General features: G+C 65.9%; 15 protein-coding genes and 1 pseudogene. 8 read left to right on the top strand and 8 right to left on the bottom strand.

Annotated elements, in window-relative coordinates; genetic code table 11:
• A pseudogene (locus L1892_RS18585) lies at positions 1-317 on the top strand (IS110 family transposase); the annotation flags it as partial.
• Positions 318-342: 25 nt separating this feature from the next.
• Here the strand turns inward: L1892_RS18585 and L1892_RS18580 are convergent.
• Positions 343-1,611 (bottom strand): MFS transporter, encoded by a 1,269-nt coding sequence (locus L1892_RS18580; RefSeq protein ID WP_235725123.1) that lies wholly within the window; start codon positions 1,609-1,611, stop codon positions 343-345.
• A 91-nt stretch (positions 1,612-1,702) separates the two neighbouring features.
• Between L1892_RS18580 and L1892_RS18575 the strand changes: the two genes are divergently transcribed.
• Positions 1,703-2,605, top strand: a complete 903-nt coding sequence (locus L1892_RS18575; RefSeq protein WP_235725122.1) for a LysR family transcriptional regulator — start codon at positions 1,703-1,705, stop codon at positions 2,603-2,605.
• A gap of 287 nt (positions 2,606-2,892) precedes the next feature.
• Positions 2,893-4,140: an HNH endonuclease gene (locus L1892_RS18570; protein ID WP_235725121.1), complete on the top strand. Its 1,248-nt coding sequence runs from the start codon at positions 2,893-2,895 to the stop codon at positions 4,138-4,140.
• 199 nt (positions 4,141-4,339) lie between these two features.
• On the opposite strand, the gene L1892_RS18565 is transcribed toward L1892_RS18570, so the two are convergent.
• Positions 4,340-5,812: a sugar porter family MFS transporter gene (locus L1892_RS18565; protein ID WP_235725120.1), complete on the bottom strand. Its 1,473-nt coding sequence runs from the start codon at positions 5,810-5,812 to the stop codon at positions 4,340-4,342.
• A gap of 187 nt (positions 5,813-5,999) precedes the next feature.
• Here L1892_RS18565 and L1892_RS18560 point away from each other — a divergent pair, with 187 nt between their 5' ends.
• On the top strand, positions 6,000-7,016 hold the full coding sequence (locus L1892_RS18560; RefSeq protein ID WP_235725119.1) for a Gfo/Idh/MocA family oxidoreductase: 1,017 nt from the start codon (positions 6,000-6,002) through the stop codon (positions 7,014-7,016).
• A 90-nt stretch (positions 7,017-7,106) separates the two neighbouring features.
• On the opposite strand, the gene L1892_RS18555 is transcribed toward L1892_RS18560, so the two are convergent.
• From L1892_RS18555 to iolC, 6 genes are all read right to left on the bottom strand, one after another.
• Positions 7,107-8,600: a CoA-acylating methylmalonate-semialdehyde dehydrogenase gene (locus L1892_RS18555; RefSeq protein WP_235725118.1), complete on the bottom strand. Its 1,494-nt coding sequence runs from the start codon at positions 8,598-8,600 to the stop codon at positions 7,107-7,109.
• A 184-nt stretch (positions 8,601-8,784) separates the two neighbouring features.
• The gene (locus tag L1892_RS18550; RefSeq protein ID WP_235725117.1) at positions 8,785-9,846 is read right to left on the bottom strand and encodes a Gfo/Idh/MocA family protein; all 1,062 of its coding nucleotides are present in this window, start codon (positions 9,844-9,846) and stop codon (positions 8,785-8,787) included.
• Positions 9,843-11,864, bottom strand: a complete 2,022-nt coding sequence (gene iolD, locus L1892_RS18545; protein WP_235725116.1) for a 3D-(3,5/4)-trihydroxycyclohexane-1,2-dione acylhydrolase (decyclizing) — start codon at positions 11,862-11,864, stop codon at positions 9,843-9,845. The genes L1892_RS18550 and iolD overlap by 4 nt, the downstream gene beginning before the upstream one ends.
• 250 nt (positions 11,865-12,114) lie before the next feature.
• Positions 12,115-12,990 (bottom strand): 5-deoxy-glucuronate isomerase, encoded by an 876-nt coding sequence (gene iolB, locus L1892_RS18540; RefSeq protein ID WP_235725115.1) that lies wholly within the window; start codon positions 12,988-12,990, stop codon positions 12,115-12,117.
• A 12-nt stretch (positions 12,991-13,002) separates the two neighbouring features.
• Complete coding sequence (locus L1892_RS18535; RefSeq protein ID WP_235725114.1) at positions 13,003-13,944, bottom strand: Cgl0159 family (beta/alpha)8-fold protein; 942 nt, start codon at positions 13,942-13,944, stop codon at positions 13,003-13,005.
• Complete coding sequence (gene iolC, locus L1892_RS18530; RefSeq protein ID WP_235725113.1) at positions 13,937-14,929, bottom strand: 5-dehydro-2-deoxygluconokinase; 993 nt, start codon at positions 14,927-14,929, stop codon at positions 13,937-13,939. The genes L1892_RS18535 and iolC overlap by 8 nt, the downstream gene beginning before the upstream one ends.
• A gap of 201 nt (positions 14,930-15,130) precedes the next feature.
• Here iolC and L1892_RS18525 point away from each other — a divergent pair, with 201 nt between their 5' ends.
• From L1892_RS18525 to L1892_RS18510, 4 genes are all read left to right on the top strand, one after another.
• Positions 15,131-16,360, top strand: a complete 1,230-nt coding sequence (locus L1892_RS18525) for a Gfo/Idh/MocA family protein (protein WP_268900452.1) — start codon at positions 15,131-15,133, stop codon at positions 16,358-16,360.
• A complete protein-coding gene (locus tag L1892_RS18520) occupies positions 16,333-17,793 on the top strand; it encodes an MFS transporter (RefSeq protein ID WP_372475230.1) in 1,461 nt (486 codons plus the stop codon). The genes L1892_RS18525 and L1892_RS18520 overlap by 28 nt, the downstream gene beginning before the upstream one ends.
• A 161-nt stretch (positions 17,794-17,954) precedes the next feature.
• On the top strand, positions 17,955-18,980 hold the full coding sequence (locus tag L1892_RS18515; RefSeq protein WP_235725112.1) for a substrate-binding domain-containing protein: 1,026 nt from the start codon (positions 17,955-17,957) through the stop codon (positions 18,978-18,980).
• 22 nt (positions 18,981-19,002) lie between these two features.
• On the top strand, positions 19,003-20,061 hold the full coding sequence (locus L1892_RS18510) for an ABC transporter permease (protein WP_235725111.1): 1,059 nt from the start codon (positions 19,003-19,005) through the stop codon (positions 20,059-20,061).
• Positions 20,062-20,064 lie beyond the last annotated feature (3 nt).

Raw genomic sequence — 20,064 nt, 5'->3', positions numbered from 1 at the left:
ACAGCAAAGCCCGCCGCAACGCGGCGGGCACCAGCCCCATCACGAGACAGTCGGGTAAATCGCGGATCGTCTCCGCGCGTTACATCCACAACGACCGACTCGTCGACGCGCTGATGGCCCAGGCCCACGGAGCCTTCATGCACGACGACGGCGCCCGCACCTACTACCGCAAACAGAGAGCACGAGACGTCGACCACAACGCCGCGCTACGCCAACTCGCCAACCGCCTCGTCGGCATACTCCACGGATGCCTGGCCCGCGGCATCCCCTACGACCCCGCCACCGCATGGAAGGACCAAACCCCCGCCGCGGCTTGACATCAAACCTTCAGGGATGTCTCGATCAGCGGCAGGCCAACCCCCGCAGCCGCGCATGCGCCGACACCCCTTGCACCGGGTGGTTGCGCTCAGACCACGCGTACACCGTCCAGGCGACGAAACCGATGATCGCAGAGCCGATCCCGAGCTCGCACACGAGCGACCATCCGCCGACCTGATAGGCCCATGCACCCACCGACGACCCGATCACGCCGCCGGCAAAGTAGGACACCATGTAGGCGGTCGTCAGCCGCGACCGGGCAGTGTCGTCGAGCGAGTACACCCCTGTCTGATTGGCCAACTGCACCCCTTGTACGCCGAAATCGAACACCAGTAGCGCGATTACGAGGACGATCACGGTGTGGCCACCTGCCCACAGCAGCAGCCAACTCAGGATCTGCACGGCCCAGACGGCGTACTGGGTGTGCCGGAGGTAGCCGCGATCGGCGATCGTGCCCACCACCGGCGCGGCCAGTGCACCTGCGACGCCGGCGAGACCGAACAGTCCGATAACGGCCTCCGAGTAGTTGTAACCCGACGCGCCGCCGCCGGCGAGCAGGAACGCGATGGCCGTCCACATGGCGCTGAAAGCGGCCATGTTCAAACCGCCCAGCAACATTCGGTGCCGAAGCACTTCCTGCTGCCGCACCAGGGTGAGAATCGAGCGCAGCACCTGCAGATAGTGCGCCGAGGTATCCGTCGCCTCGGCGGGCCCAGTCGGTGCACGGAATCCGACCGCGGCGGCCATCGTCAGCTGCAATGCCGCGGCGACGAACAGGATTGCTCGCCATCCGCCGACCTCGGCGACGATGCCGCTCAGTACGCGGGACAGCAGGATGCCGATGAGCAGGCCACTCATCACGTGCCCGACGACCGTGCCACGTTCTCCCGGTCCGGCGATGGCGGCCGCCCACGGCACCACGACCTGCGCCGCTGACGCCGACACCCCGACGACGAAGACCATCACCAACAGGCCCGCGTACCCGGGCATCAGGCCGGCACCTACGAGAGCCAGAGATGAGACCGCGAGCAGACCCGTCACCAATCGCCGTCGATTGACGAAGTCACCCAACGGCACCACCAGGGCGAGACCGATCAGGTAACCGATCTGGGTGATGGCCACGACCAGGCCTGCGGTGGCCGTCGAGACGGACAGGTCGATGCTGATCTCATGCAGCAGTGGCTGCAGGTAATAGAGACACCCGGCCGATGACCCGGCGGTAACCGCGAACAGGAACACCACGATTCGGCTCAATCGCGTAGTGGTTGCAGGTGTGGTGGCGGTCGCGGACATGTTTTCATCATCGTGCGGCACCGGTCTCATGAAAAGCGATAGATTCTGATGTATACATCGCAAATCGAGATGGACGCGGGAGGGTTCATCAGTGGAACTGAGACATCTGGAGTACTTCCTCGCGTGCGTCGACCAGGGCACGTTCACCGCGGCCGCCCGATCGCTCAACGTCGTGCAGTCGGCGGTGTCGACCGGGGTGGCGAAGTTGGAGCGAGAGGTGGGGGATCGGCTTTTCGACCGGACCCCGACGGTGCTGGTGCTCACCGAGACGGGCCGGGCGGTGGTCGGTCCGGCACGCGCGGCATTGCGGGCACGCGCTGATGTCTTCGACGCGGTCGACGGTGTGCGTGGTGACATCCGCGGTGAGGTGGCCGTGGGTGCACTCGTCAACGTCGTCGCGATCGACTTGGCCGAGGCGTTCGCCGAGATCCACCGTCGCCATCCCGGAATCACCATCGCGATGCGGCAGAACCCGCGCGGCACCGCGGGCAACATCGTCGGCGTACGCGCCGGCACCCTGGATCTGGCCTTTCTGGGTTCGTATCCCGATCGGCTTCCGGGGTTGGCCGTGCACAGGCTGGCGCAGGAGCCGTTGGTCTTGGTGTGTGCAGGCGATCATCGGTTGGCGCAACGAGGATCGTTCACCACTGCCGATCTCGCCGAGGAACGGATGATCGACTACCCGCCGGGATGGGGGACTCGGGCCGTCGTCGATCGGGAGATCCCGAACCGCCGGACCGTGATCGAGGTGGCCGATCAGTTCTTCGGAATGAGTCTGGCCGTCAAGGGGTTCGGCGTGACGCTCGTTCCGTTGAGTGTGGCCCGGATGCAGTCCGGTGCGGCGATACTGCCGTGTTCGGACACCGCGCTGATGTGGGACATCGCCATCGCGTACTCGTCGACTCGGGTGCCGTCGCAGGCCGCGCGGTCGGTGTTGGAAACCGTGCTGGAGTTGGCACGCCCGCTGCGGAGCATCACGCAAATGCCGCCGTGAACGCATCCAGATCAGGCTTCGCCACCCCAATTCCGAAGACGCCGGACGTGTTCCCCAGCCTGCCCTTCGTCGCTGGTTGAGTAACGCCGTACGAGCCCGCCGACCCTGTCGCTGGTTGAGTAGAGGCGCCCGTCCTACGTGACGCCCCTCCTGTCGCTGGTTGAGTAGCGGCGTGCGAGCTTGCGAGCCCGCCGCGTATCGAAACCACCCCCGCCCGCAGAAAAATCTTCTGCACTATCTTCAAGAAACTCCTTGACATCGAACTGATGTTCGACCATAGTGGAGTCATGGGAGCTTCGGGGGATCTCACCACCATCACTGATGCTGTTCGTGACCTGCACTTGGGCGACGATATGTCGGGGCGTGCCGCGTTTGATGCGATGACCGCTCTGGTCACGTTGCGTAATCTGATCGACCATCACGCCGCGACGGTGGTCGGCCATCTGGACCGCCTCGGTGTGGCCCGCGACCACGGCCGCAAGTTGAGTGAGTTGTTGATCGTGATGGGCCTGGCACCGGCGGTGGCGTCCCGTCTGATCCGTATCGCCACCGCCCGTGAGCAGCTCCCCACTCTGGGCGCGCATGCCGCCGATGGGGCGATCTCGGCCGAACATGTGGACGCGGTGGGTAAAGGGGTCGATCATGTCGGGAAAAGATCGGCGGAACCGATCGACGATGTAGCGCGTCTAAGTATCGTGACCGAACTTCTCGCGCACTTCTTTTCCGGCGCCACGCCCGCCGACATCGGTAAACGTGCCCGTCGTCTGGGCAACCAGGTGGCCGCCGACACCGGTGGGTTACCGGCATCCGAGGACCGCAACCTCAACACGCTCGTCCACGATGTCGACGGTGACGGACGCCTGCAAGTGCGCGCCGACCTCAACACCGAAGTCGGCGAGAAGTTCTCGGCTGCGATGGAAGAGTTGGCGGCACCGCGCCCTGAACCTGACGGCTCACCGGATGCGCGTTCCACCGAGCGCCGGCATGCCGACGCCCTCGAAGCGTTGCTGGATATCGCTGCCCGCAGTGGCGATGCGGCCTCCGCACCCCGTCACCAAATATTGGTGTCGGTGCCCGCCGATACCCCGGATCTGGCCGAACTACCATTCATGGGCTCACTCACCGAAGCCATGCTGCGCACCCTGACCTGTGACACCACCGCGACCGTCGCGATCGTCGACGGTGAGGCGGTGCCGATGGAGATGAGTAAAGACAAACGCCTGTTCCCAGCCCATCTCCGTAAAGCGTTGCACAAACGCGACGAGTGTTGCATCAAATGCGGCGTGGCGGCCACTCGCTGCCAGGGCCACCATATCGTGCATTGGGCTGATGGTGGAATCACGGTGTTGGACAACGGATGTTTGCTGTGCCCGTCGTGTCATGCCGACATCCACCACAACGGTTGGGAAGTGATCATGGGTCACGACCGACATCCCTGGCTCATCCCACCCGCCGCTGTCGACCCGACACGTCGGCCGATACCGGCCTACAACCGACGCACCCTCAACCTCGACAACCTACCCGCCGCCGCCTGAGCGGCGCAGCCACAGTCTTCCCACGCACCCGGCCCCGGTCGGGACCGCAACCGTCCCTTGAAAACTCCATAGCGTGAAACAACGGCGCCGCAACGGTGTCGCGTACCCGACGGCCACCACAGTTGCACGCCAACCAGGGTGGTGCGCGGTACGCGACACCGCAAGCCGGCATCCCGTCGGCGGTCTACGCTCGCCCGGCTCAGCTGTGCGGAGCGGACTTGGCCCGGAGGTGGTGGGTGTAGATTGCGCCGGTGGTCACGTCATCTTCCACCTCTTCCAATGTGCGCCCGCGGGTTTCGGGAGCCTGGGTGTAGACGAAGATGATCGCGAAAATGCCGACGACGCCGAACATGAAGAACGTTCCGGTGATGCCGATGGCTTCGACCAGCGTGGGGAAGAACAACCCCAGGAAGGCGTTGGCCATCCAGAGGCAGAATACCGAGATGCCGATGGCCAAACCGCGGATCTGCAACGGGAAGATCTCCGACAGCAGGACCCAAGTGGCGACATTCAGAAATGTCTGCATCGAACCCACGAACAGCACAACCAGAATCAGGATCACATAGGGCCGCAACGGGTTACCGACGGGCAACATGATCGACGCGATACCGATGAGGAAATGACAGACGGTGGTGAGGCTGTAGCCGATGATCAATGTGGTCCGGCGGTTCATGTGCTGGGCCAGCCAGAGTGCCGTGATCGAACCGGCCACGGCGATGACACCGGGCGCGATGTTGGCGATGAGTGCCGCGTTCGACTCGAACCCGGCTTCCTTCAGGACCGACTGGCCGTAGTACATGATCGAGTTGATGCCGGTGAGCTGTTGGGCCACGCCCAATCCGATACCGACCAGGATGATGCGACGCACCCAGCGACTGTCCCGGATGGAGGACCAGCTGCCGCGCACACGGTCCTTCTCCATGTCGTGGATCTCGCTGATCATGTCGACCTCGGCCTGTGCGCGCTGTTGCGTGCGGATGGTCGACAGAACTTTCAGCGCCTCGTCGCGGCGGTCCTGGGCGATCAGCCATCGCGGTGACTCGGGTACCCGCATCATCCCGACCATCAGGCAGATCGCGGGGAGTGCGGCCACCGCGAGCATGATGCGCCAGACCCCGTCGTGCTCGCCCCAGATATTGCCGATGATCGCGTTGACGACGAAAGCGGCGAGCTGGCCGACGACGATCATGACCTCGTTGCGGCCCGCAAGTGACCCGCGGATCTCGTAGGGTGCCAGTTCGGCGAGGTAGACCGGCACCACCGTTGAGGCCGCACCGACAGCCAAGCCCAAAACGATACGGCCGAATACCATCACCCCGAAGCCTGGGGCGACGACACAGGTCAACGCGCCGATCAAGAACAGAACGGCGAGCAGCATGATGGCTTTACGGCGTCCCCATGCATCGGAGAGGCGGCCGCCGATCATGGCTCCGAACGCCGCGGCGAACAGCAACGAGCTCGTGACCACACCCTCGGTGAATGCGGTGAGTCCGAGATCTTCTTTCATCGGCTCGAGTGCGCCATTGATGACGCCGGTGTCGTAGCCGAACAGCAGACCGCCGAGGGTCGCGATCAGTGCCACTGCGTGCAGGCGCCTGCGGAAGGCGCCGGTGCCCAGCGGTGGCAGGGCTTTTCGCTCGTTGACCAGGTCCGAACTGTCGGTGGTGGACATGGGGGGCTCCTCTATTGCGTTACAGTCGACCGGCGCTCGTGATGGCGGTCACAAGCGATCGTAACCCATATCTCGACTATGTCCTAACAAACGGTCAAAGGTTTTCCGTTGATGAAGGTATTGATCCTCATGGTGCGGGATAGATACGGTTGGCCCTGATATTTGTCCGGACATGATGGAGGGTCGAATGAAGCTGGGATTGGTGGGCTACGGAGCGGGTGGACGACTCTTTCACGCGCCATATATCGCGGCGGTGCCCGAGATTGAACTGGCAGGTGTGGTCACGCGTAGCCCCGAACGGCGCCGCGAGGTCAGTGGGGATCTGCCGGGTGTCCCGACCTTCGATTCACTCTCGGCTTTGCTCGATTCCGGGGTCGACGCGGTCACCATCACCACGCCTCCGGACACCCGCCGTGATCTGGTACTCGAGGCGGTGGCCCGAGGAGTGCACGTCATTGCAGACAAACCCTTCGCGCCAAATGCCGCAAGTGGGCGCGAACTGGCGACGGCAGCCGAGTCGGCGGGCGTCCTGCTCAGCGTCTTCCACAACCGCCGCTGGGACACCGACATCGCGACAGTCGCCGAAGTGCTACCGAGCCTGGGGGATATTCGGCGCTGCGAGTCGCGGTTCGATCTCGACGAACCCGGAAGTCTCGATGCCGGCCCGAGTGGGGGACTGCTTCGCGACCTCGGTGCGCACCTCGTCGACCAGATGCTGACGTTGTTCGGTCCTGCGGCCACGGTGTACGGGCATCTGGATGTCGTGGATCAGCCCGAGGGTCGTACCGACTGCGGATTCGCGGTCTCGTTGAACCATCTGAGCGGTGTTCACTCGACGGTGAGTGCCAGCAAGATCAATCACGTGGCGGCACGTCAGTGGCGTATCTACGGGTCTGCGGGGAGCTACGTCAGCGACGGCACAGATGTGCAGACCGATCAGATCAAGCAAGGTCTGCGGCCGGCCGACAACCTGGACTCCTGGGGCTACGAACGCCAGGATCGCCTCGGCGTGCTGTCGACGGCAAAGGGGTCGATGACGATTCCGTCGGCACAGGGTCGCTACGACGAGTACTACCGGCAGTTCGCCGCCGCCGTTGACGGCAGAGGTCCGCAGCCGGTACCGGCGTCGGAGGGGATTGCCGTGCTCGACGTACTCGACGCCGCGCGCCGCAGCTCCGAAACGGGTGACACCGTCCGACTCTGACAGGTCGTCAACGCCCAGTTGCCGTGTGACTCACGAGGGGGTGAGTCACACGGCAACGTCGGCTGCGGGCCGTATCAGTCGTACTGTGCCTCAGGCATTCTGGGGGAAGCCGAGATTCAGTCCGCCGTGACTCGGGTCGAGCCAACGGGTGGTGATGGCCTTGGCTCGGGTGAAGAAGTGGACGCCTTCGGTGCCGTGGGCGTGGGTGTCGCCGAAGAGCGACGCCTTCCACCCGCCGAAGCTGTAGTAGGCCATCGGGACCGGGATGGGCACGTTGATGCCGACCATGCCGACCTCGACCTCGTTCTGGAAGCGTCGGGCAGCGCCACCATCGTTGGTGAAGATGGCGGTGCCATTGCCGTACGGGTTGGAGTTGATCAACTCCAACGCCTCGTCGTAGGAGTCGACGCGCACCACCGACAGAACAGGTCCGAAGATCTCGTCGGTGTAGATGCTCATGTCGGGGGTGACGTTGTCGAATAGGGTCGGCCCCAACCAGAAGCCGTCGGCTGCACCGTCGGGATCTACGGTGCGGCCGTCAAGGACGACGGTGGCGCCGGCTTGTTCGCCGGCGTCGACATAGGAGGCAACCTTGTCCCGGTGAACCTTCGTGACCAGCGGGCCCATGTCGGAGTTGCGGGTGCCGTCGCCGGTCTTGATGGTCTTGGCACGTTCGGCGATCTTGTCGACGAGGTCATCGGCGACGTCGCCGACGGCCACGGCCACCGAGATCGCCATGCAGCGTTCACCGGCGGAGCCGAAACCGGCATTGACCATGGCGTCGGCCGCGAGGTCGAGGTCGGCGTCGGGCAGGATGATGGCGTGGTTCTTGGCTCCGCCGAGAGCCTGCACGCGCTTGCCGGCCGCGGTGCCGGTGGAGTAGACGTACTCGGCGATCGGGGTGGACCCGACAAAGCTGATCGACTTGACCGCCTTGTTGGTGAGCAGTTCGTCGACCGCGGTCTTGTCGCCCTGCAGGACGTTGAACACGCCGTCGGGTAGACCCGCCTCTTTCCAGAGTTCGGCGAGCCAGATCGCGGCGGTGGGGTCCTTCTCCGACGGTTTGAGCACCACGGTGTTGCCGGCGGCGATGGCCACCGGGAAGAACCACATCGGCACCATCGCCGGGAAGTTGAACGGACTGATGATGCCGACAGGCCCCAGCGGTTGGCGCACCGAGTGCACGTCGACCTTGGTCGAGGCGTTCTCGGTGTAGCCGCCCTTGAGTAGATGCGGTATACCGCAGGCGAACTCGGCGACTTCCTGGCCGCGGCTGATCTCGCCGAGCGCGTCGGAGAGGACCTTGCCGTGTTCGGCGGTGATGATCGCGGCCAGTTCGGGCTTGCGGGCCTCGAGCAGTTCGCGGAAGCGGAACAGGATGGCCGTGCGCTTGGCCAGGCTGGTGTCACGCCAGGCCGGGAAGGCAGCGGAGGCGGCGTCGATGACTGCGCGGGCGTCCTCGACGTTGGCCAGCGCAACTTCGCCGCTGACAGCGCCGGTCGCGGGATTGGTCACCGGCGCCGTGTTGCTCGACGTGCCAGGGTAGGCCTTGTTGTTGACCCAGTGGGTGATGGTGGTGGTCATGGTGATTCTCCTGGATGGATGGGTGCGCCGGTCGAGTAGCCGCGAACAGAGTGAGGGCGTATCGAGACGTCGCCGGGTTCGGTCTCGATACGCTCCTCGCCTAGCGGCTCGGAACTACTCGACCAGCGGATTGGTGTCGGCTCGGTGCGTGTCGGCAGGATTCGGACTGGTGGATCGGCTGCGCCTAGGCGCCGGGAATGGATGCGCGCGAAACCATCTCGACGGTTTGGGGCTGCCCGGTCTCGAGTGCCTTGACCCCGGCCGCGCACACCGCGGCGGCGGCGTACCCGTCCCATGCGCCCGGGCCATCGACGTTGTCGCCACGGCGGACCGCGTTGACCCAGCGCTGGATCTCGACGTCGTAGGCGACGCCGAATCGCTCGACGAATGACGGCGTGATGTCCCCGGTCGAGATCCCCGCGATCTTGCGGCCGTCGCCCGTGTCGGATTGAACGGGGTTGCGCTGCTTGCGGATCAGACCTTGGTCGAGGCCGATGAATGCCGAGCCCAGCTCGCCCACCAACTCGGTGCGTACCTCATAGGCGACACCGGTGGTCACGAAGCACTCGACGTCGACATGCCGGCCGGATTCGGTGGTGAAGATGGCGATCTGCGGATCCTTGAGGCCTTCGGGAGCGTTCGGATTCGAACCGGGTGCGATGATCTGCACCGAGGTGATCTCCTCGTCGAAGAAGAACCGTGTCGCGTCGACCTCATGCACGAGGGAGTCCTTGACGATCATCGCGCTGTCGAAGTTCGGCGGCACCGCGGGATTGCGATGCACGAAGTGCGCCAACAACGGCTGCCCGAAGGTGCCGTCGTCGATGAGTCCCTTGAGCTGCTCGTACTCGTGATCGAAACGGCGCATGAAACCGACCTGAATGAGCTTGCGGCCCAACTCGGCTTCGCGCTTCACGATCTCCAAGGACGTGGCGACATCGGTGGTGAGCGGCTTCTCGCACATCACCGGCTTGCCGGCCTCGAGACAGGCGAGCAGCTGCTTCTCGTGGGTCGGGCCGGGGGTGGCGAGGATGACCGCGTCGACGTCCGGATCGGCGATGGCGTCGAGCGGATCGTTGATCGCTCGGCAGCCCGGGATGGTGGCGGCCAGTTCCTCGGCCTTTTCCGGAAGGTAGTCGTTGAGCACCGTGACGGTGGCGCCCTTGGTGCGCTCGGTGATGCGGGCGACGTGGTCGGCGCCCATCATGCCGACGCCGAGGACGGCGATGCGCAGGTCGATGGTCATTGATTTCCTCCCGTGGTCAGGTCGGTCGAGTTCGGGTCGGTCGGGTTCAGGTATGGCCGCTGCACGGCCTTCCACTGCGCATACACGTCGTAGGCCTGCTGGGTGGACTCGAGTGTGGAGGTCTCCGACACGGGTACGTCCCACCAGGATTGGCTGTCCGGGGCGCCGATCAGCGGGTCGGTCTCCACATGGATGACGGTGGTGCGCTCGGCGGCCTTGGCGGCCTTGATGGCGTCGGTGAACTCCGCGGCCGTGGTGGCCCGGATGACATCGGCACCGAGCGAGGCGGCGTTGGCGGCGAGGTCCACTGGCAGGGTCGCGCCCTCGAGTCGCCCGTTGTCGCCGCGGTAGCGGTAGTTGGTGCCGAACCGTTGCGAACCCAGCGACTCCGAGAGGGAGCCGATCGAGGCGAACCCGTGGTTCTGCACCAGCACCACGATCACCTTCAGATTCTCCTGGACCGCCGTGACGAGTTCGGTGGCCATCATCAGGTAAGAGCCGTCGCCGACCATGACGAACACGTCGCGGTCGGGGCAGGCCATCTTGACGCCGAGGCCGCCGGCCACCTCGTATCCCATGCAGGAGTAGCCGTATTCGACGTGGTAACCCTTGGCGTCGCGGGTTCGCCAGAGCTTGTGCAGGTCACCGGGCATGGAGCCCGCCGCGCAGACGACGACATCGCGTGGATCGGAGGTTTCGTTCACCAGCCCGATGACCGCACCCTGGGTCAGCGCCTCGTCGCCGGTGGCGATGTTGGTGCCGACCGAGGTCGGGGAGTAGGCCTGCTCGACGATGTCGTCCCACTCCTGCGCGAGTGCGGTGACCCGCTCCCGGTAGGTGGGGTCGACTGCGTACTCGGAGAGCAACTCGTCGAGGGCCTCGATGGATTCGCGTGCATCGGCGACCACGCTGTAGCCGCTGTGCTTTACCGAATCCAGGGACGCCACATTGATGTTCACGAAACGCACACCGTCGCCGGTGAACGCGGTGCGCGATGCGGTGGTGAAATCGCTGTAGCGGGTGCCGATACCGATCACCACATCGGCGTCGGCGGCCAGCGCGTTGGCAGCGGTGGTACCGGTCGAGCCGATGGCGCCGACGGACTGTGGGTGATCATAGGGCAGCGAGCCCTTGCCCGCCTGACTCTGCCCCACCGGAATGCCGGTCCGTTCACACAAGCGGGCCAAGGCGTCGGTGGCGTGGCTGTAGATGACACCACCGCCGGCAACGATGAGCGGACGCTGTGCCGAGGCGATGATCTCGGCGGCCTCGGCGATCACGTGGCGCTCCGGGAGCGGGCGGGCGACGTGCCAGGTGCGTTCGGCGAACAGGGATTCCGGGAAGTCGAAGGCCTCGGCCTGGACGTCCTGGGGGATCGCGACGGTGGCGGCGCCGGTCTCCACCGGATCGGTGAGCACGCGCATCGCGCCGAGCAGGGCACCCGGCAACTGTTCGGGCCGCCACACCCGGTCGAAGTAGCGCGAGACCGGTTTGAACGCGTCGTTGACGGTGACGTCACCCGATGAGGGCAGTTCGAGTTCCTGCAGCACCGGCGAGGTGGCGCGGGTGGCGAAGGTGTCGGCCGGCAAGAGCAGAACCGGCAACCGGTTGATGGTGGCCAGCGCCGCGCCGGTCAGCATGTTGGTCGCTCCGGGACCGACGGATGCGGTCACCGCCCACGCCTGCAGCCGGTCCTTCATGCGGGCATAGCCGACGGCGGAGTGCACCATCGCCTGCTCGTTGCGTCCGAGGACATACTTCAGGGACAGCTCCCGACCACTGTTCACGTCGTCGATCTCGTTCTGCAGCAACGCCTGGCCGAGACCGGCGACATTGCCGTGACCGAAGATGCCGAAGCATCCGGCGAAGAACTTGCTCCGCTCGCCGTCGCGCTCGACGTACTGGTTGGCGAGGAATCGCACGGTCGCCTGGGCGACGGTGAGGCGGACGGTCGATTCACCGTGGGGGGTGCGGAGGCCGGTGACGCCGCCGGCGCGTCCGGAGTTGATCGGTGCCACGATGGCTTCTTTCTGGTCGGTGGGTGGTTGGGGTGGTGATCTCGATACGCCCTCGGCTAGCGCCTCGGACTACTCGATCCACGGATCTCGATACGCCCTCGGCTAGCGCCTCGGACTACTCGATCCACGGATCTCGATACGCCCTCGGCTAGCGCCTCGGACTACTCGATCAGCGTCGTGAGGATCGCGAGTGGTGTGCCGTTTTGCTGATCGAGTAGCCGCGAGCGTGCGAGTGGCGTATCGAGATCCATCAGCGTGTCCGCTTCTCGTGCAGGGGGAGCCGAGGATCGACGTCCAGGTGTTCCCAGCTGCCGCGCAGCCACGTGTGGGCCGGGTCGTCACAGATCTTCCAGGCGCGCTCGTCGCCGGGCCCGGCCATCACGTTGAGGTAGTACATGTGGTAGCCCGGTGCCGCGATCGACGGCCCGTGGTAGCCGTGCGGCACCAGGACGACATCGCCGCTGCGGACCTCTTCGAGCACCTCGATCGGACGTTCGGGCGTGCCGTAGACCCGGTGATAGCCGAATCCCGGTGAGCCGTCGGCGCCCTGATCGATCTCGAAATAGTAGATCTCCTCGAGTTGTGATTCGTTCTCGGAGTTCTCGTCGTGTTTGTGCGCGGGATAACTCGACCAGTTCCCGCCCGGTGTGATGACCTCGCACGCGATGATCGAGTCGGCCTCGAAGACGCCGGCGGTGCCGAAGTTGTGTACCTGACGGCTGCAGTTGCCGGCTCCGCGCAACTCGATGGGAACGTCGGCGGCCGGTACGTAACGGAACGGCAGACGGGCCTTAGCCCGTGCGCCGCACAGCGCGAACCGTCCGCCTGCTGCACTGGTCACGGTGAACTCGGAGTCGCGTCCCACGTAGGCGAAGTCGCTGGGCCCGTCGAACACGCTCGCGCGCCCCGCGAGGTCGAAGGTGACGCCGCCCGAGGACACGCTCGCCGACCCGGCGAGCGGTACGACGATGATCTCGTCATCGCCGGTTCGCCGTGTGATCGACTCACCGGCACCAAGCTCGACCACGAACAACGACGACTCGGTCCAGCCGGCCGACTCCGGTGTGATGTCGACGGTCAGCGGCACAGTGCCGGTGCCGGCCGGGATGTAGTACTTCGAGTTCACGCGAGTCTCCTCTCAGCTCACCAGGTTGACTGCGGTGTCGACCGCGGTGGCCACGTCGTCGTCGGCCGGGTACAGCAGGGTGCGTCCCACGATCAGTCCGCGAACCGATGGGATGCGCAGTGCGCGTTCCCAACTCGCGAAGGTTTCGTCCGGCGCCGTCTGCGGGTCGCCGCCGAGCAGCAGGGTCGGCAGCGTGGTGGCGTCCATGACGCGTTCCATCTCGTCGACCACCGGCAGCTTGAGCCAGGTGTAGGCCGAGGTGGACCCGAGTCCCTGGATGATGTGCATCGACTTGATCACCGCGTCGGCGGTCAGGTCGTTGCGAACCCTGCCGTCGATCCGAGACGACAGGAACGGCTCGAGCATCGCGATCGATTCGCCGGCGGCGAGCTCGTCGACGGCTGCTGCACACGCGGTCATCATGTTGAGCGTCCCCGGATCACCGAGGTCGACCCGACAGAGCATCTTCGCGCCGTTGAGGCCCGCGTCGATGGTCCACTTGGCGGTGGCGGCGGTCATCCGGTCGTCGAGTTCGAACGACGCCCCGGCCAACCCGCCGCGGTTCATCGAACTGAACACCACCTTGTTGTCGAGTGCGCCCAACAGCAGCAGGTCCTCGAGGATGTCCGAGGTGGCCAGGACGCCGTCGACACCCGGGTTGGCCAACGCGGTCCGCAGCCGGTCGAGCAGGTCGGATCGGCTGTTCATCGCTGTCGGGTTCGACCCGACCGACAGCGCCCCGCGGGCTGGGTGATCGGCGGCGACGATCATCAACCGGTCGTCACCGGTGACCGTCGGGCGTGGGCGCCGCTGCGCCCACGCCTCGGCGATCGCCTGCGGTCGGGTGGCCCGGATCGCGGTGACCTCGGCGTAGGTGGAGCACAGCGGGGAGCCCAACGCAGCTGTGTCCAAAGTGGTTGCGGGAAAGTCCGCCTGGGTGGCGAGCTCAGACATTGAGTTTCTCCTGTGCGTTTGTGGCGAGTGCGGCCACCTCGTCGGCGGTGGGCATGGCGGTCGAACACTCGAGTCGGCCGGCGACGATGGACCCGGCGGCGTTGGCGTGACGGAGGATCTTCTCCAGTGGCCACCCCTGGAGCAGGCCGTGGCAGAGGCTGCCGCCGAAGCTGTCGCCCGCGCCGAGTCCGTTGACGACGTCGACGGGAATCGGTGCCACCTCGATGCTCTCCGAGCGGGTCTTGCCGAGTACACCCTTGGGCCCTTGTTTGACAATGGCCAGTTCGACACCCAGGTCGAGCAGCGCGTCGGCGGCCGCATGCGGATCGGTCTCGCCGACGGCGACCTCACATTCCTCGCGGTTGCCGACTGCCACTGTGACGTGCGACAGGGCTCGGCGTACCTGCTCGGTGGCCGATGCCGGCGAGGACCAGAACATCGGCCGGTAGTCGAGGTCGAGTACGGTCAGCGACTGCCGCCCGCGAGCCTCCCACGCCGCGAAATGCGCGCTGCGCGATGGTTCCTCGGACAGGCCGGTGACCGTCGACCAATACAACCGGGCATCGTGCACGGCCGCGGTGTCGATGTCGGCGACCTCGATCTGCAGGTCCGGGGCGGTCGGTTTGCGGTAGAAGTAGAGCGGAAAGTCGTCCGGGGGGAAGATCTCGCAGAAGGTGACCGGCGTGGCGTACTCGTCGTCGACGCCGACGAAGCGGTTGTCGACGCCCAGACGTGCGAGTTCGGCGCGGACGAATCGGCCGAACGGGTCGTCGCCGACTCCGGAGATCAGCGCGCTGCTGTGTCCGAGGCGGGCGGCGGCCACACTGACGTTGGCGGCGCTGCCACCGAGGAACTTGCCGAAGCTGCTCACCTCCTCGAGGCCCACGCCGATCTGCTGCGGATAGATGTCGACGCCGCTGCGGCCGATGGCGACAACGTCGAACGTCGGCGCCTGGGCCGAGTCGGAGGGCTGTTGTGCGGTCACGTACTGCTCCCTGCTCGTGGTTGGACAGGTGGGGCCCGGCGGTGCATCAGCGGGGCTCTCGTATCCACTGGCATCCACTGTGCGTCAGGCCACACCACAAAGTCAAGACTTTGTCCTGACATTCTTACCTGGCATAGTGAAGTGGGAGAGATCACAGACCCCGAACCGTAATCCCGGGTGAGACGAAATGGAGCTGATGAGATGACCGTGGAGACCCCCGCCAGTGCCGCTACCGGTGCGGCCGCACGCGACGACGTGCACGACGAGGCGGGCGTCGTCCTGCCGGTCGGGATCATCGGGTTCGGGTGGATGGGTCGGGCGCACGCTCAGGCGTACGCGCGTATCCGCCATCACTATCCCGACCTCACGCCGGTGCCGCGGCTGATGGTCATCGCCGACGAGGTGACCGATCGGGCGGCATCGGCCGCCGTCCAGTTCGACGTGCCGGCCACGGTGGCCGATTGGCGTGAAGTGGTGGCGGACCCGACCATCGGTGCGGTCAGCGTGACCGCTCCCAACTTCCTGCATCGCGATATCGGCTGTGCCGTCGCGGCGGCGGGCAAGCACCTGTGGATAGAGAAGCCGGTCGGGTTGTCCGCCGCCGACGCGCGGGCGGTGGCGTCGGCGGCCGCGACGGCCGGGATCCGAACAGCCGTCGGGTTCAACTACCGCAACGTGCCGGCGGTGGCGGCGGCGCGTGAGCTGGTGGCCGCCGGCGAGATCGGTGAGGTCACCCACGCCCGGTTCAGGTTGTTCAGTGACTATGCCGCACATCCCGACGGTGCTTTGAGTTGGCGCTTTCAGCGCGATCGCGGCGGTAACGGGGTGCTCGGCGACCTCGCATCCCATGGCGCAGATCTGGTGTGGTTCCTGTTGGGTGACATCGCGTCCCTGGTCGCCGACACCGCGATCTTTGTCGCCGAGCGCCCCAGGCCGACCGGAGCGACGGCCGGTCACCAGCTCGCCTCCGGCGGTGAGCGCGGTCCGGTCGAGAACGAGGACTATGTCTCGGCGCAGTTGCGCATGGCCGGCGGTGCCCGATGTGTGCTCGAGGCCAGCCGGGTGTCCGTCGGTGCGCAGAACTCCTACGGGTTCGAGATCCACGGCACCAAGGGGGTCGTGCGGTGGGACTACCGGCGGATGGGTGAACTGGAGGTCGGTGCCGGCGACACCTATCAGGATCTGTCGGTGGCCACGCGATTCGTTGGTCCCGGTAGCGGCGACTACGTGGCGTTTCAGCCCGGCGCGGCCAATCCGATGAGCTACGACGACCTGAAGGTGATCGAGGCGGCCCGCTTCTGTGGATCGATCGCCGATCCCACGCGCGCCGGCGCCACCATCGACGATGCGGTGCGCGCGGCGGAGGTGCTCGATGCGATGACCACATCGGTGCGTGAGGGCACCTGGGTCGCTCCCGCGTCGATGAGGTGAGCGTGCGGCGTCTCCTCGGGCGGGCGGGCACCGCCCGGGTGTCTGCGGACTTCCCGTATGCGCTCGCCTTGCTCGGGGCCGGGGCGATGTTCATGGAGATCCTCGACGCCACCATCGTCGCGACCGCGCTGCCGGCCATCGCCGCCGATCTCGGAGTGCGTCCGCTCGATGCCACGGTGATCGCGACCTCCTACCTGATCACCCTCGCGGTGCTGATCCCGCTGTCGGGGTGGGTTGCCGATCGGTTCGGTGTGCGCCGCGTGTTCCTGGTCGCGGTCGCGGTGTTCACCCTCGCGTCGGCGGGCGCTGCGCTGGCCCCGGATCTCACGGCCCTGGTGGCGATGCGGGTGCTGCAGGCGGCCGGCGGCGCGATGATGGTGCCGGTCGGTCGGCTGGCGGTCCTACGCACGGTGCCGCGCGGTGAGCTGGTGCGGGCGATCGCCTACCTGACGTGGCCGGCCCTGGTGGCGCCGGTGGTGGCACCATTGATCGGCGGTGCGATCGTCACGCATGCATCATGGCGGGTCATCTTCGCGATCAACCTGCCGATCGGTCTGGTCGGCATCATTGCCGCGTTTTGCTGGTGTCGGCCCGCGGACTCGGACACGGCACGACGCCGACTCGATGTGCTCGGGGTGCTGTGCACCACCGCGGCGGTCGGCGCGGCGATGTTCGCGGCGCAGGAACTGACTGCTGACGATCCGCGCTGGTGGGTGGTCGCCATCGGCGTACTCGCGGGGTCGGTCCTGGGCGTGGTGGCGCTGCGGCGGATGCGGTCGGCCCCGCATCCGTTGCTGAATCTCGACGTGCTGCAGGTGCGTTCCTTCGCCGCGGTGGTGGGGTTCGGCACGGTGTACCGCATCGGGATCAGCGCGGTGCCGTTCTTGTTGCCGTTGCTGTTCCAGCTGCGCTTCGGCTGGTCGGCGGTGGCCGCGGGCGCGATGGTGACCGCGCTGTTCGTCGGCAACGTCGCCATCAAGCCGCTGACCACACCACTGATGCGGCGCTGGGGCATCCGACGGGTGCTGGTGGCGGACCTGACGGCGTCGGTGGTGTCCTTCGGGGCTCTCGCATTGCTCAGCGCAACCACGTCGGCGGTGGTGATCGGCACGGTCTTGGTGATCTCCGGGGTGCTCCGCTCGATCGGCTTCTCCGCGTACAACACCCTGGCGTTCGCCGACGTCGGGCCCTCGGAGCTCAGCGATGCGAACGCGGTGCACGCCGCGGTGCAGGAACTCGGCGCCGCGTTCGGGGTTGCGCTTGCCGCCGTGGCGATCTCGGTGTTCGCAGGTCTCGATATGCTGCCCGCCGGCGCCTACTCGGTGGCCTTCGTGCTGCTCGGGTTGCTGATGGCGGTCTGTGTGGTTGGGGCCGCGCGCCTGCCCACGGCGGCCGGTGAGCGAGCATTGCGGACGGTTCCTACCACCGCTTAGATCCGAATGTCTGGACAAAGTCTTGACATCGTCGGTGTGACGGGTATTACATCTAGTCCACAAGAGTGTTCGCCCGAACAGCACATCCCGGCAGGTTCCCGATCCGGGAACCCACGGACAGGGCGCCGATGACACTCTCGGATCGAAGGGAAGAGACAACGATGCACTCCACTGAACGTCGTCGGATCCGGCGGCCGCGTCGGCTCGTCGCGATCGCCGCCGCATGCGCATCCGCGATGCTGATCGTCGCCGGCTGTTCCAGCACGGGTGGTGCCCCTGACGATGACGGCGGCGACGGTGGCGGGACCGGCAACGCGGGCACCCCGGAGTTGACGATCGCGATGATCACCCACGAGGTGCCGGGTGACTCGTTCTGGGACCTGATCCGCAAGGGCGCCGAGATGGCCGCCCAGAAGGACAACGTCAATTTGCAGTACTCGTCGGACCCGGAGGCGCCCAATCAGGCCAACCTGGTGCAGACCGCCATCGACAGCAAGGTCGACGGGATCGCGCTGACCCTGGCCAAGCCCGACGCGATGGCTCCGGCCGTGCAACGCGCGATCGACGCCGGCATCCCGGTCGTCGCCTTCAATTCCGGTTTCGACAACTGGAAGGAAATGGGCGTGCAGCAGTACTTCGGCCAAGACGAGACCCTCGCCGGCCGCACTGCCGGCGAACGTCTGACCCAGGAGGGTCGCAAGAAGGTGCTCTGCGTGATCCAGGAGCAGGGGCAGGTCGCACTCGAATCCCGCTGCGCCGGTGTGCGTCAGGGCTTCACCGGAGGTGGCTTCGAGATCCTCAACGTGAACAGCAAGGACATGCCGTCGGTGGAGGCCACGATGACGGCGAAGCTGCAGCAGGATCCGTCCATCGACACCGTGGTGACCCTGGGCGCGCCCATTGCGCAGACCGCGGTGCAATCCAAGGGCAACGCCGGCTCACAGGCCGAGATCGTCACCTTCGACACCAACGCCGCTCTGGTTCCGCTGATCCAGAACGGTGAGGTCAAGTGGGCGGTGGATCAGCAGCCGTACGTGCAGGGCTATGAGGCCGTCGACGCTCTCTGGCTCAACCTCACCAATGCGAACACCATCGGCGGCGGCGAGGCCGTGCTGACCGGACCGGCCTTCATCGACGAGTCGAACATCGACGCCGTGGCCGAATACGCCGAGAACGGCACCCGCTGACGCGGGCCGCTGGAGGGAAACCATGAGTACTCAAGCAGATCTCGACCTGTCCACGCACAAACCCATCACCGACGAACGGGTGAAACGCCAGAAGCCCCTGCAGCGGCTGCTGCTGCGGCCGGAGATCGGCGCGCTGTTCGGTGCGATTGCCATCTTCATCTTCTTCCTCATCGTGGCGCCGCCGTTCCGAACGCCGGAGGCACTCGCGACAGTGCTGTACGCGAGTTCGACGATCGGCATCATGGCCTGCGGGGTCGCGGTGTTGATGATCGGTGGCGAGTTCGACCTCTCCACCGGTGTCGCGGTGACGTTCTCGTCGCTGGCCGCATCGATGCTCGCCTACAACCTGCATCTCAATGTGTGGCTCGGAGCGTTCCTCGCGCTGATCCTGGCGTTGGCCGTCGGCTTCTTCAACGGCTTTCTGGTCATGAAGACGAGGATCCCCTCGTTCCTGATCACACTGTCGACGTTCCTGATGCTCACCGGTATCAACCTGGCGGTCACCAAGCTGGTGACCGGCCAGGTGGCCACCCCGTCGATCTCCGACATGCAGGGATTCGACTCCGCGCACAAGGTGTTCGCCTCGTCGTTCACGCTCTTCGGGGTGTCGGTGCGGATGACTGTGGTGTGGTGGATTCTGTTCACCCTCGTCGCGACCTGGGTGCTGATGCGCACCCGCGTGGGTAACTGGGTCTTCGCGGTCGGCGGCAACCAGGACTCGGCGCGGGCCGTCGGTGTGCCGGTCACCCGAGTCAAGATCGGCATGTTCATGTTCGTCGGCTTCTGTGCCTGGTTCGTCGGCATGCACCTGCTGTTCGCTTTCGACACGGTGCAGTCCGGTCAGGGCGTGGGTAACGAGTTCTTCTACATCATCGCCGCCGTCGTGGGTGGCTGCCTGCTCACCGGTGGGTACGGCACCGCGATCGGTGCGGCCATCGGCGCCTTCATCTTCGGCATGGTCAACCAGGGCATCGTGTATGCCGGATGGAACCCCGACTGGTTCAAATTCTTCATGGGTGCGATGCTGCTGTTCGCGGTGATCGCCAACAACAGTTTCCGCAACTACGCGGCCAAGAGGTGATCG

This window comes from Gordonia tangerina, assembly GCF_021556435.1.
Classification (GTDB): domain Bacteria; phylum Actinomycetota; class Actinomycetes; order Mycobacteriales; family Mycobacteriaceae; genus Gordonia; species Gordonia tangerina.
The sequence above is the reverse complement of the archived record's forward strand: the minus strand, read 5'-3'. Positions and strand labels throughout refer to the sequence as shown.